The sequence below is a fragment of the Planktotalea sp. genome (genome assembly GCF_018607965.1).
Lineage (GTDB): Bacteria > Pseudomonadota > Alphaproteobacteria > Rhodobacterales > Rhodobacteraceae > Planktotalea.
The window spans coordinates 1-13306 of sequence record NZ_JABBAM010000050.1; the positions used below are offsets into that span (position 1 = coordinate 1).

At 53.6% G+C, this 13306-nt stretch carries 13 protein-coding genes; 10 read left to right on the forward strand and 3 right to left on the reverse strand.

Annotated features, from left to right (window positions below; translation table 11 throughout):
* Positions 1-182 precede the first annotated feature (182 nt).
* On the reverse strand, positions 183-629 hold the full coding sequence (soxR, locus tag QZ279_RS04630) for a redox-sensitive transcriptional activator SoxR (protein ID WP_293448579.1): 447 nt from the start codon (positions 627-629) through the stop codon (positions 183-185).
* 260 nt (positions 630-889) lie between these two features.
* On the opposite strand from soxR, the gene QZ279_RS15640 reads away from it, so the two are divergent.
* The 6 genes from QZ279_RS15640 (at position 890) to QZ279_RS04660 (ending at position 4904) form a co-directional block, all read left to right on the forward strand.
* On the forward strand, positions 890-1081 hold the full coding sequence (locus QZ279_RS15640) for a hypothetical protein (protein ID WP_366513850.1): 192 nt from the start codon (positions 890-892) through the stop codon (positions 1079-1081).
* 148 nt (positions 1082-1229) lie between these two features.
* Positions 1230-2225, forward strand: coding sequence for a zinc-dependent alcohol dehydrogenase family protein (locus tag QZ279_RS04640; RefSeq protein ID WP_293448582.1), 996 nt, complete (start codon positions 1230-1232; stop codon positions 2223-2225).
* Positions 2226-2261: 36 nt separating this feature from the next.
* On the forward strand, positions 2262-3050 hold the full coding sequence (locus tag QZ279_RS04645) for an exodeoxyribonuclease III (protein WP_293448585.1): 789 nt from the start codon (positions 2262-2264) through the stop codon (positions 3048-3050).
* A 73-nt stretch (positions 3051-3123) separates the two neighbouring features.
* The gene (locus tag QZ279_RS04650; protein WP_293448635.1) at positions 3124-4044 is read left to right on the forward strand and encodes a co-chaperone YbbN; all 921 of its coding nucleotides are present in this window, start codon (positions 3124-3126) and stop codon (positions 4042-4044) included.
* 27 nt (positions 4045-4071) lie between these two features.
* The gene (locus QZ279_RS04655) at positions 4072-4716 is read left to right on the forward strand and encodes an LON peptidase substrate-binding domain-containing protein (RefSeq protein WP_293448587.1); all 645 of its coding nucleotides are present in this window, start codon (positions 4072-4074) and stop codon (positions 4714-4716) included.
* On the forward strand, positions 4713-4904 hold the full coding sequence (locus tag QZ279_RS04660) for a Trm112 family protein (protein ID WP_293448589.1): 192 nt from the start codon (positions 4713-4715) through the stop codon (positions 4902-4904). Before QZ279_RS04655 ends, QZ279_RS04660 begins: the two co-directional genes overlap by 4 nt.
* On the opposite strand, the gene QZ279_RS04665 is transcribed toward QZ279_RS04660, so the two are convergent.
* Complete coding sequence (locus tag QZ279_RS04665; protein WP_293448591.1) at positions 4901-6163, reverse strand: FAD-dependent monooxygenase; 1263 nt, start codon at positions 6161-6163, stop codon at positions 4901-4903. The two genes, QZ279_RS04660 and QZ279_RS04665, sit on opposite strands and share 4 nt — an antisense overlap.
* 42 nt (positions 6164-6205) lie before the next feature.
* Here QZ279_RS04665 and QZ279_RS04670 point away from each other — a divergent pair, with 42 nt between their 5' ends.
* The 4 genes from QZ279_RS04670 to QZ279_RS04685 all read left to right on the forward strand — a co-directional run bounded on the left by QZ279_RS04670 (position 6206) and on the right by QZ279_RS04685 (position 12633).
* On the forward strand, positions 6206-7534 hold the full coding sequence (locus tag QZ279_RS04670; RefSeq protein ID WP_293448594.1) for an amidase family protein: 1329 nt from the start codon (positions 6206-6208) through the stop codon (positions 7532-7534).
* Between the two features lie 110 nt (positions 7535-7644).
* On the forward strand, positions 7645-8823 hold the full coding sequence (locus QZ279_RS04675) for an aminotransferase class I/II-fold pyridoxal phosphate-dependent enzyme (RefSeq protein ID WP_293448597.1): 1179 nt from the start codon (positions 7645-7647) through the stop codon (positions 8821-8823).
* A 14-nt stretch (positions 8824-8837) separates the two neighbouring features.
* Positions 8838-11948, forward strand: a complete 3111-nt coding sequence (locus QZ279_RS04680) for a DNA translocase FtsK (RefSeq protein WP_293448600.1) — start codon at positions 8838-8840, stop codon at positions 11946-11948.
* A gap of 79 nt (positions 11949-12027) precedes the next feature.
* Positions 12028-12633, forward strand: coding sequence for an outer membrane lipoprotein carrier protein LolA (locus tag QZ279_RS04685; protein ID WP_293448637.1), 606 nt, complete (start codon positions 12028-12030; stop codon positions 12631-12633).
* Between the two features lie 15 nt (positions 12634-12648).
* On the opposite strand, the gene QZ279_RS04690 is transcribed toward QZ279_RS04685, so the two are convergent.
* Positions 12649-13239 (reverse strand): lytic transglycosylase, encoded by a 591-nt coding sequence (locus QZ279_RS04690; RefSeq protein WP_293448603.1) that lies wholly within the window; start codon positions 13237-13239, stop codon positions 12649-12651.
* Positions 13240-13306 lie beyond the last annotated feature (67 nt).

A 13306-nucleotide genomic window follows, 5' to 3' on the forward strand; every position in this document is an offset into this window, starting at 1 on the left:
GCGGGTACCGATTGGTCTCGTGATCGTTAAATTGCCGTGAATTCGGAATTTTAGTGATCTAGTTAACATATTGCTGACGTATTCACGTGTATAAGTAAGAACAGGTTTCCCGCGCATATCCGGGTTTGGTATGCACCCTCCCTGTTGGACTGGCCCGGGCTTAGCCCCAGGTCTTTTTTTGTCTAGACCTTGCCTTGCAGTGAAATCACAGGGCCGGTCCCTCGTTTGGCCTGCTTGTCGTCTTTGTTATAAAGCGCACATGCGTCGAGCGAGAGACAGCTGCACCCGATACATCCATCAAGACTGTCGCGCATACGTTCGAGATCTCTGATGCGTGTGTCGAGGTGTGTGCGAAGATCTTTCGAAATTGCAGCCCAGTCTTTAGCGGTTGGTGTTCGATTGTCGGGTAATTCGCTGAATACCGTTTTGATCTGAGGCAGTGTTAGACCAAATTGCTGCGCGATCAATATGAACGAAACACGTCTGATTTGGGCGCGAGCAAAACGCCGATGTCCACCTCTGTTGCGATTTGCGGTGATCAAACCTTCGGTTTCGTAGAATCGGATTGCGGAGACAGCGAGGCCAGTTCGCGTTGCCATTTGACCAATAGAAAGTTCTGGGGATCGCATGATAAACCTCTTGATCTAAAGTTAACTTTAGAAATTACAAAGAAGGGAATCAAGACAAAAGGAGAGATCAGATGGCCAGACTAGAACATGCGAATATCACAGTTGCAGATGCTGCGAAAACGGCGGCTTGGTTAACGTGCGTCTTTGGATAGAAAACCCGTTGGACGGGGCCTGCGCTAAATGGCAACGGGCATTCGATCCATGTGGGGTCAGAGACTGACCACCTCGCGTTATATGAGCCGCGTGAAACTAAAGATGGTGTGAAATCTGATTATGCAACTTGCGGGCAGTTGAATCACGTGGGGATTGTCGTAGGTGATCTAGCGTCTATTGAAGCGGCGGTCCGCGCTGAAGGGTATGATCCGCATTCGCATCAAGATTACGAGCCAGGTGAGCGGTTTTACTTTTCTGATGAAAATGAGATTGAATATGAAATTGTCGCCTATGATTGAGGTGTGTGGGGGCCAGCCCCCATCGCCCTGACGGACGATTCCCCCGAAGTTTATTTGGAAAGACGAAGTGTGACGTTGCGGCCCTTGGGGTTACCTTGTGGGGCCGTGACAGGCATGTTGTTTTAAAAGCGTTAAAGGAGAGTGCGTGATGTCTGATACTGTAAAGCAAGTTGTCTATTCCGAGTTTGGTGATCCCACTAAGGTTTTGCAGGTTGAAGAGGTTACACGCGTCGTTTTGGAAACGGGGCAGGCGCGAGCGGATGTGTTGCGCTCCCCTATTAATCCATCAGACTTGATCCAAGTGGCTGGAAACTACGGTGTACGTCCGCCCTTGCCTGCGATTGCGGGGAACGAGGGGATTGGGCGCATTACCGAGATCAGCGGTGAGGCGCGTGGTTTATCAGTCGGACAACTTGTGTTGCTGCCCGCGGGTGTTGGCACATGGCGCAGTGAAGTCGTTGCGTCGGCGGGGGCGTTTGTTGCGATGCCTGAGGGTGATGTGGATCAGCTGTCTATGATGATGGTGAACCCTGCGACGGCGCAGCTGTTGTTGACGGATTTTGTAGAATTGACTGAGGGCGATTGGGTCATTCAGAGTGCTGCGAACTCGGCCGTGGGCACTTATGTTGTGCAACTGGCTAAAGGCATGGGTGTTAAGACGGTTTGTGTCGTGCGTCGTGAAAGCGCGGTTCAGGGCTTGTTGGATCAAGGCGCGGATGTCGTTTTGGTCGATGGTCCTGATCTTGTGATGCGCGTGAAACAGGCGACTGGTGGAGCAAAGATGAAGCTGGCCTTGGACGCTGTTGCGGGTGAAACGTTTGGACGCTTGGGTGAAAGTCTAGAGGTCGGCGGAACGATTATGAATTACGGTGCGATGTCCAATGAAGCGGCGTCGATGCAAGCGGGCGCGATAATCTTCCGCGACGTACGCGTGCGTGGCTTTTGGTTGGTCAATTGGTTTGAGCGCGCCAGCAAGGAAGAGCGGATGGCGACCTACGCCGCGCTGACCAAGGCCGTTGCGATGGGCACGTTGAACGCGCCGATTGATCGTATATTCACGCTTGATGATATTGCGGAAGCCGCGCGCTATACGTGGGCGGGCGAGCGGTCTGGCAAAGTGCTGCTTGCGCCGAACGGCATCTAGGATACTTTGGCGCGATCTTCATTCAAAGGACGCGCCATGAGCTTTACCCTCGCCACTTGGAACATCAACTCTGTGCGCCTGCGCGAGCCGATCGTGTGCAAGCTTCTGGAAGAGGAAGCGCCTGATGTGCTGTGCTTGCAAGAATGCAAATCGCCTGTTGAGTTGATTCCATTGGAAGGGTTCGCCGCACTTGGCTACACCCACATGGTTGCGCGCGGACAGAAAGGTTACAACGGCGTTGCGATCCTATCAAAACTGCCGATCAAAGAGGTCGCTGCGGAGGATTTTGCTAGCCTTGGACATGCACGCCATATCGCGGGACAGCTAGAAAACGGCGTGACGATCCACAATTTCTACGTTCCTGCGGGTGGCGATGTGGCGGACCGTGAAAAGAACGAGAAGTTTGGCCAAAAGCTCGATTACCTCACAGAGATGCGCGATTGGTTCAAAGCGAACAAGCCTGAAAAGAGCATTCTTGTGGGGGATCTAAACATCGCGCCGCGTGAGGACGATGTTTGGGATCACAAGAAACTGCTTAAGATCGTTAGTCATACGCCGATTGAGGTCGCGCATTTCAAAGATGTGATGCAAGCAGGTGATTGGCACGATGTAACGCGCAATGATATCCCAGAGGGCAAGCTTTACAGCTGGTGGTCCTACCGCGCGAAGGATTGGGATGGTGCCGACAAGGGCCGTCGTTTGGATCACGTATGGGCGACGGGCGATATTGCTGCATCTGCGCATTCATCCCGTGTTATGCGCGATGCGAGGGGGTGGGAAAAGCCGTCAGATCACGCGCCGGTCTTTGCGACGTTTGATTTGTAATCTGGCCAACCCTTGCAAACAAAGGGCCAGTGGGCCATCTACACAATAATTCGAATTTACAGGACGCATGACAATGATTGAACTGGGCACGGGCACTGCGGCAACTGGAAACGCTGACGATCTGATCAAGGACGTTGATGAAAGCACGTTTATGAAGGATGTCGTAGAGGCCTCTGATCTTGTGCCTGTTATCGTCGATTTTTGGGCCCCTTGGTGTGGTCCCTGCAAGACACTTGGCCCTGCTTTGGAGGCCGAAGTTGCGGCGGCCAATGGCGCTGTGAAGATGGCAAAGGTCAATGTGGACGAAAACCAGATGATTGCGGGTCAGATGCAGGTTCAATCGATCCCAGCCGTGTTTGCGTTCTACAAAGGTCAGCCGATTGACGGCTTTCAAGGCGCTGTACCGCCGTCTGAAATTAAGGCGTTCGTGGATCGTTGTATCGAGGCTGGTGGCGGCGATGCGTCGGGTGGTTTGAACGACGCAATTGAAGCGGCTGAAACGATGCTGGACGAGGGTGACGCAAGCGATGCAGCCCAGACCTTTGCGGCGATCCTAGAAGAAGATGATCAGTGCGTTGCGGCCTACGCCGGTCTTGCGCGTTCACATTTGGCGATGAATGAAGCGGATCAGGCAGAGGCGGTTTTGAACGGTGTCCCCGCTGAAATTTCTGAGGATGTTTTGATCGAGGCGGCATTTGCACAATTGGCGCTGGCGCGTCAGGCGGAACAGGCAGGGCCTTTGGTCGAATTGACGGCTGCGGTTGAGGCGAACCCAGATGATATGCAAGCGCGCTTTGATCTGGCGGTTGCCTTGAATGCCAACGCCCAAACACAAGACGCGGTCGATGCATTGCTTGAAATTTTCAAACGTGATCGCGAATGGAATGACGGTGCGGCCAAGACGCAATTGTTCACTGTTTTCGATGCGCTCAAGCCAGAAGACCCCATTGTTTTGAATGGGCGACGTAAACTTAGCTCATTGATATTTGCCTGATCGCGCACGCGAGCTAGTTCAATGGATATGATAAAAATTGGTGACCTGCCGGATATCCTCCCGGCCTTTCCTCTGCCCGGCGCGCTGCTTTTGCCGCGTTCGCGCTTGCCGTTGCATATCTTTGAACCGCGCTATCTTGCGATGATTGATGATGCATTGAAAACCCAAGACCGGATGATTGCGATGATCCAGCCTAATCCAGGTCGAACTGGTGATGAAAAAGGGCTGCATGCCATTGGCTGTGCAGGGCGCATTACGCAGTTCTCCGAAACCGAAGAAGGGCGTTACATGGTCACTTTGGGGGGTGTTTCGCGATTCCGTTTGATCGGTGAAGTCGATGGTTTCCAGCCATATCGCCGCGTTGAAGTGAATTGGGACGGTTTTGAGCAAGATCGCGAAAGTTCTGAGAATGACGTTAAATATGATCGCGATGCGTTCCTCAATCTGTTGTCAAAATACTTCACGGTCCGCGACCTTTCTGCGGATTGGGAAACCTTGAAAGAGGCAGATGACGAGCTGCTGGTGAACTCACTGTCCATGATGCTCGACTTTGAACCTGAAGATAAACAAGCGCTGTTAGAAGCGCCCAGCCTATCCACGCGTCGCGAAACATTGGCCACGCTGATCGAGTATTTTCTGCGCGGCGGCGATGCAGAGGAAATGATGCAATGAATGCTGACGCAAACGCACCCAGCTTTGATCCCCACATGTTAGAGGCGCTGATTTGCCCGCATACCCATGGGCGGCTTGAATATGATGCGACTGCGCAGGAATTGATTTCAAAGAAGGCCGGTCTGGCCTTTCCAATTCGCAATGGCATCCCTGTGATGTTGCTAGATGAGGCGCGCAAGCTCGATTAAAGCGCGCGACCTGTCATCAGTTTGGGTAGATCACCCGTCAGGCCTGCTGCTTCACGAATGAATGTGCGGCGCAGGCTGGGAACCGAATTAATAACACCCATTCCCAGATCACGGCCCATCCGTAACAGAGGGTTATCGTTTGAGAAAAGTTTGTTAAATGCATCTGTCGCGACAGCCAGTGTCGCTGTGTCAAAGCGGCGCCACTGTTGATAGCGCTCCAGCACCAAGGATGATGCGATATCCTCACCGCGTCGCGCAGCCAAGATCAGTACTTCGGTCAGTGCAGCAACATCGCGCAAACCCGCATTCAATCCCTGACCTGCGATTGGGTGAACGCCATGCGCAGCGTCCCCAATTAGCGCCAGGCGTTCTGCGATAAAGCTGTTCGCGATTGTCAGGTTCAAAGGATAGGTAAAGCGCGCGCCCGTCAGTTTGATGTCGCCTAGGAAGTCCCCAAAGGCGGGGCGCAGCGCTTCCAGATAATCCGTGTCATTCATTGCAGTGATGCGCTGGGCGTTAGCCTCAGTTTCGCTCCAGACAATTGAAGAACGATTGCCAGTCAACGGCAGGATCGCCAAAGGACCAGAAGGCATAAAGAACTGATGTGCGATGCCGCTGTGGGGCTTTTCGTGTTCCACCGCGCAAACAAGAGCGGTTTGGCCATAGTTCCAACCCGTGCGCTTGATCTTGGCGCGCTCCGCCGTGCCGCTGCGACGACCATCCGAACCAACTAGAATACGCCCGTTCAGAACCTCCCCTGATGCCAAAGTGACAGACGCACCGTTCAGATTAGTTTCTTGCGCGACGACCTTCTCTTCATGGCGCAGGGTGATCAAGGGCTGTGCTTGCATGGCCTCAACGAAGGCGCGACGCAGGTGGCGGTCTTCAACCAAATAGCCCATCGGCCCTTCTTCGATTTCTGCATGATCAAAGTGCATGAAGAACGGCGAGGGGCCTTCGCCAGATCGTCCGTCCGTCACCTTGATTTCAAGCATCGGCTGCGCGTCATTTGCGACACTGTCCCAAACACCAATCGCGTTCAGCAAACGCTGCGAGGTAAGGGCCAACGCATAGGAGCGCCCATCGAAATCTGGTGTCTTACGGCTTGCCAAAGGCAGCGCGTCAATGACGGTGCTGGTCAGCCCGCCCTGCGCCGCGGCAAGGGCCAAAGCTGGGCCGTTTAGGCCGCCACCAATGATGATCAGATCGCTATCAAATTCCATGAGTTTCAATATGGATGTGCGCGCAGGATTGTCCATGCGCCTTCGTGCCGCTACCGTCACTCTAAAGGGAGAAATGCGATGCAAGTTTGGCTGAAAATGAGCGCGGCTGCGCTGGGGCGTGGAATTGATGTGGGTGAGATTGATCCGATCGATCTAGCCGACGTCTATCTTAAGGCCGCCGCTGATCATCCCTTGAGCCATCGTATTTACGCGCGCCTCACTTCGGATCGTGCAAAGGCAGAGGCGAAAGCAGCAAGCGCACGCGCGAAATCTGGGCAGCGCTTGTCGCCTTTGGACGGTGTGCCTGTCAGTTGGAAAGACCTGTTTGATACGGCTGGTATCGCGACCGAGGCAGGCACCGCTTTGCTAAAAGATCGCGTGCCTACGACAGACGCCAAAGTTTTGCGCGTCGCGACGTCGATGGGAACGGTGTGCATCGGCAAAACCCACATGAGCGAATTGGCGTTTTCCGGGCTTGGCTATAACCCGATCACTGAAACATCCCCTTGTGTGCACGACGCCGATGCCGTTTCGGGCGGATCTTCATCGGGCGCTGCGGCGTCTGTTGCCTACAACATTGCTCCTCTTGCGATAGGTTCTGACACGGGTGGCTCGGTGCGTGTCCCGTCCGTTTGGAACGATCTTGTCGGGTTGAAAACAACGTCTGGTCGCATCTCGTTGAGCGGTGTTGTGCCATTGGTGAAAAGTTTCGACACTGTCGGCCCCTTGGCGCGCACGGTAGAGGATGCAGCCCTCGCGTTGGGTATTTTGGAGGGCACCAATGGCCCCGATCTACGTGGTGCGACCCTAGAGGGCACTCATTTTGCAGTGCTCACCACTTTGGCGCTGGATGATGTAGAAGACCAACCGCTTGCTGCGTTCAATGGAGCTGTTGATCGCTTGAAAGCAGCGGGTGCCAAGATCACTCTGATCGAAGCGCCAGAAATCATTGAAGCAATTTCGCATGCGGGTCCCCTTTTCCCGGGCGAGGCGTATGGAATGTGGCGTGGTGTGATCGAAGCCAACCCAGATGTGATGTTCGCGCAGGTCTTGGGCCGTTTTCGTGCAGGCGCGGATTTCTCTGCACCCGATTACGTGGCTGCATGGGAAACCCTGCACAAGCTGCGCGCCATTTGGGACGCGCGAATTGCAGGATACGATGCCGTTCTCACACCCAGCTGTGCAATCATGCCGCCAAAGATCGCTGATCTGGCGGCAGATGAAGCATATTATGTTGAACGCAACCTGAAAGCGTTGCGCAATACACGCATAGGAAACTTGATGGGCAGTTGCGCGCTGACGCTTCCAACAGGCGCACCAAGCTGTGGAATTACACTGACAACCTTGCCAATGCAGGAAGAACGCTTGCTCCGCTTGGGCGCTGCGGCAGAGGCGGCGCTGGCTTAAATGCCACAAGTCTTTCTGAATCATGCGCTTTTTGTTGGACGCGAGGCACGCGCTTAGGTTACTTTAATTGTAACGGGGCGAAAACGATCCCGAAACTGAGGCAGTCAAATATGTTTCCCGAGCGGTTTTCGAACCTTCCGGCTTACGCTTTCCCGCGTTTGCGCACGCTATTGGATCCACACACACCGGGTGGTGATGTGGTGCATATGACTATTGGCGAGCCGAAACATGCCTTTCCTGACTGGGTTTCCGATGTAATCGCTGAAAATGTTGCGGGTTTTAATCGCTATCCTCCGAACGACGGGGCACCTGAATTGCGTAGCGCAATTGCCGATTGGTTGAAACGTCGCTTCGGAGCTGACGTCGATGCCGCAACGCAAGTGATGGCGCTGAATGGCACGCGCGAAGGGCTGTATAACGCTGGCATGGCGCTGTGTCCTGAGACGAAGAATGGTGAACAGCCAGCCATTTTGATGCCGAACCCGTTCTACCAAGTTTACATGATCGCTACGATTTCAGTCGATGCGGAACCAGTTTTCGTAAATGCGACAGCGGCGTCTGGTCACTTGCCTGACTTCAACAGCGTCTCTGAAGATGTGCTGAAACGCACGAGCATTGCCTATATGTGCTCTCCCTCAAATCCGCAGGGTTCGATCGCGACAGAGGACTTCTGGCGCGACCTCATCGCGCTGGGCGAGCAGTATGATTTCCAGATTTTCGCGGATGAGTGCTACTCCGAGATCTATCGCGACGCGCCACCCGCTGGTGCCTTGAAGGTCGCGCAGGACATGGGCGCTGATCCTGAACGCGTTGTTGTGTTTCATTCGCTCTCAAAGCGTTCAAACCTGCCGGGCCTACGATCAGGTTTCGTCGCAGGTGGCCCCGAAAGCATCAAACGCATCAAGCAGCTGCGCGAATACTCAGGCGCGCCTTTACCGCTTCCTCTGCAAAAGGTTGCTGAGAAAGCATGGGCTGACGAGGCGCACGTGGAAGAGAACCGCGCGCTCTATCAAGAAAAGTACCGCATTGCGGATGAAATTTTCGCCAACGTTCAAGGTTACCGGGGACCAGACGCAGGGTTCTTCTTGTGGCTGCCTGTCGAGAACGGTGAAGACGCAGCATTGAAGCTTTGGAAAGAGACGGGCGTACGCGTTCTTCCAGGCGAATATCTGAGCAAAGACACGCGTCAGGGCAATCCTGGCAAAGAATATATTCGGGTCGCCATGGTGGCTCCAAAAGACGAAATGCAGCTCGGGTTAGTCAAAATCCGCGACTGCCTATTCGCATAAAAACGAGGAACGGGATGGCATATCAAGCACGGGGTCGGGATCCACTTTTGGATAGCAACATGCAGGCCATGATTGAAAAGCGTGGCAAGGAAATGATTGGCGCAGCGCTGATTGTCTTTGGCATTTTGGCTGCGATGGTCGTCGGCTCTTATACGCCGACCGATCCCAGTTGGTTGTCCGCAACGGATGCCCCTGTTCAAAACATGCTTGGCCAAATGGGCGCGTCGATTGCGGCACCTTTGTTCATGATCGTTGGCAAAGCCGCATGGGTGATTCCTGTGACAGCTTTCGCTTGGGGTGCACGTTTCATTTTTCATTTTGGTGCTGATCGCGCGCTGAGCCGTTTGATTTTCCTTCCCATCGCTGTCGTTATTTGCGCCGTTTATGCGTCATCGCTGGTTCCCGGTGCAAATTGGTCCCACACGTTTGGTTTGGGCGGTCTTTTTGGTGACACAGTGCTTGGCGCGTTTTTGACGTTCTTGCCGTTCAGCGCTGCGTTTGGTCTTAAATTGGTCGCGTTTTTCTTGGCAATTGCGACAGTCATTATGCTTGGCTTTGTTCTGGGCGCGACACGTTACGAGCTGAAAGAAAGCGCGCGTTTCCTCGCGATTGGCGTCGTTGTGACCTATGCTTTGGCGATGCGCTACATTGGCCGTGGTGCCAAAGGCGCTGTGAATGCTGCTGGCAATATGCAAGCACGTCAAGCTGAGCGTCGTGAAGCATTGCGCATTGAGGATGAGGCCCGTGCAGCCCGTCGTTTGGCCGAAGAGCCCCGTATGAGTCACGCTGCAACAGAGCCTGTGATTGAGCCCGTTTATGCAGAACCAGAACCCGCGCCAGAAAAAGAAAAGACAGGTCTTCGTGCGTTGATGCCGTCGCTAATCAAGCGCTCAGAGCCGATGCCAGAACCTGAGTTGGTTGAGCACCTGCAAACGGCTTATGCTGAAATGCCAACCGATGATCGCATCAAAAGCAAAATTTCAGACGTTATCAAAAGCCGTGCACGCCACAGCCCCGTAGCGCAGCAGCCGATTTCGATGCCTGCAGCAAAAATCCGTGGGCGCGGTCCAACACCGCTCGTGGTTGATACGGCGCAGCCAAAAGTGCGCGTCGAACCCCCCATGAGTGCGCGTTTGGTTTCAGAACCCGTGATGGAAATGGCGACCAGTGAGGGCGCTCTTGCCTTCAGTTCTGCGCGCATCGAACCTGTTGCAGACACCATTTTGTCCGAACCAGTGCCGCAAGCGCCAGCGTTTCTAAGTGCATCCTTCCAAACGCAACCACCCTTGGAACAGCCAGTTCCCCAAGAACCAATGGTGAGAATGCCGACTGAAGTCATTCCTGAACCTGTTCATCAGCCATCCCCGATGGCGCTCGATGCGATGCCAACGGAATATCTGCCACATTCTGAACTTTCTGATGCGCCAAGTTTCGAAAGCACTCCGCAGGTTGATGAAATTACAATGGCCTCTTATGCGCCTGTTGCAGACGCTATCGCGCCAATGCCAGAACCCAAAAGCGTGGTTCAGCATCCGGCCCGTAAGGTGGTAAAGCCGTCTTCGCGCGCAAAGGCAGAGGCGCAACCGACGCTGAAATTTGCTGATAGCGCAAGCGCGTTTGAGTTGCCGCCGCTCAACCTTCTGGAAAGCCCGATCGAAGTGCAGCGTCATCATCTCAGTGATGAATCACTCGAAGAAAACGCGCGTATGCTTGAGGCCGTTTTGGACGATTATGGCGTAAAAGGCGAAATTCTAGCGGTGCGCCCTGGCCCAGTTGTAACCATGTACGAACTTGAACCAGCGCCGGGTCTCAAAGCGTCCCGTGTTATCGGTTTGTCCGACGACATTGCGCGTTCCATGTCTGCGTTGTCCGCACGTGTTTCTACTGTGCCCGGTCGTTCCGTGATTGGTATCGAACTTCCTAATGAACACCGCGAGAAAGTGGTGCTTCGCGAAATTCTATCCAGCCGTGATTTCGGTGATGGTCAACAGAAACTACCGCTTGCCCTAGGTAAAGATATTGGTGGTGATCCTGTCGTGGCCAACCTCGCCAAGATGCCCCACCTGTTGATTGCGGGTACGACGGGCTCTGGTAAATCGGTGGCGATCAACACGATGATCCTGTCGTTGCTTTACAAGCTAACGCCTGAAGAATGCCGCCTGATTATGATCGACCCAAAGATGTTGGAACTTTCGGTTTACGATGGCATTCCGCATCTGTTGTCGCCCGTTGTAACAGACCCAAAGAAGGCGGTTGTTGCCTTGAAATGGACCGTTGGCGAAATGGAAGAGCGTTATCGCAAGATGTCCAAAATGGGCGTTCGTAACATTGACGGTTATAACTCTCGCGTCGCGGATGCGCTGGGCAAGAACGAAATGTTCTCGCGTACAGTTCAGACCGGTTTTGATGATGAAACGGGCGAGCCGATCTTTGAAACAGAAGAGACGCAGCCAGAAAAAATGCCCTATATCGTCGTTGTTGTGGACGAAATGGCCGACCTAATGATGGTTGCGGGCAAAGAGATCGAAGCCTGCATTCAGCGCCTCGCGCAGATGGCGCGTGCCTCTGGTATCCACTTGATCATGGCGACACAGCGTCCGTCTGTTGACGTTATCACTGGTACGATCAAAGCCAACTTCCCAACGCGTATTTCGTTCCAAGTGACGTCAAAAATTGACAGCCGCACCATTCTTGGTGAAATGGGTGCCGAACAACTGCTTGGTATGGGCGACATGCTTTTTATGGCGGGTGGCGCAAAGATCACGCGTTGCCATGGTCCGTTCGTTTCCGACGAAGAAGTCGAAGAAATTGTGAACCACCTCAAGCAGTTCGGTCCGCCAAACTACATGAGTGGCGTTGTTGAGGGCCCATCCGATGATGCAGCCAGCAGCATCGACACGGTTCTTGGCCTTGGTGGCAACACGGATGGCGAAGATGCGTTGTACGACACGGCGGTCGCGATTGTCGCGAAAGATCGCAAGTGTTCGACATCCTACATTCAGCGTAAACTCGCGATTGGCTACAACAAGGCCGCGCGTTTGGTTGAGCAAATGGAAGATCAAGGCCTTGTTTCGCCAGCGAACCATGTTGGCAAACGTGAAATTTTGATCCCTGAAGCACAATAGAAGCAAGCAATCGCCGCTCTCCTTCTTGTGAGGAGGGCGTGGGGTGTTACCTGCGGTTCAGAATGGTTATGTGAATGTTATGAAAATTTTGAACCTCCTCCCCGCCGCCGCGATTGTGCTGGCCACCGCAATGCCTGCCGCTGCTGACAAGATTTCTTTGAACACGCTTTCAAAGTACTTGAACGAATTGCGCACTGCAAAAGGCGCGTTCACGCAGATAAACGATGACGGCACGATCTCGACAGGCACGATTTTCATCAAGCGCCCTGGGCGTATTCGGTTTGAATACAATCCACCTGAAAAAGCACTGGTTTTGGCCAGCGGTGGCACCGTTGTGATCCACGATCCGAAAACTAATGAACCGCCCGAAAGCTATCCTTTGGCGCGTACACCTTTGTCGACTATTCTTGCCAAGAACGTAAACCTTTCGCGTGCGAAAATGGTTGTTGGTCACACCGCTGATGATAAATCGACGACCGTCACTGCGCAAAATCCTGAACATCCCGAATACGGCAATATCCAACTTGTCTTCACAGACAAACCGGTTGAGCTACGCCAATGGGTTATCAATGATGACGCGGGCAGCCGCACAACGGTTATCTTGGGTGAGTTGGACAAAAACGCGCGCATGAGTGACGGGCTGTTCAATGTGGATCTTGCGATCCCTCAAGGCTCTGATCGCTAAAACAGTGCCGGCGCCTTAGGCGCGCCGACATCTGCTAAGCTGGCTGCGATAGTTTTGCGAACGTTGTCCGACTTCAGACGCTACGCGCATCAGCCAACTTTTACCGTAGAATGTGCCGCGCTTATAACCGCTATGGCCCTCGTGATAGGCTAAATATTGATTTGTCGCGTCGCTTAACGCGATGCCGTTACGGTCGCGTGTCAAGTTCATGTACCAGCCCATAAAATCGGACGCATCGCTGATTTTGTCACGGCGCGCGGACCGGCGGTTCTGATCTTTTTTGTACTCATCCCATGTCGCATCAAGCGCTTGCGCATAGCCAAACGCAGAACTTTGCCGACCCATAGGAAGCACACCAAGCGTATATTTCACGGGGGTGCGCGCATCACCGATAAACTTGCTTTCCTGATACATGGCCGCCATTTGAACATGCACAGGCACGCCCCATTTTCGCTCTGTTTTGCGAAAGGCGCTCATGTATTCGGGACGCTGCTTTGCGATGCTGCAGGCGTTATCTAAATCACGGGGGGCGGACGATTTACTGCCGCCTCCGCCGCACGATGCGACCAAGCTAAGAACCACCAGAGCGCGAATGAATTTTTTCATCTGCTATGCCTCAAAATCGTTTTTTATATTTTATAGCATATTAGCGTAAATCGCACGAATGAGAAAT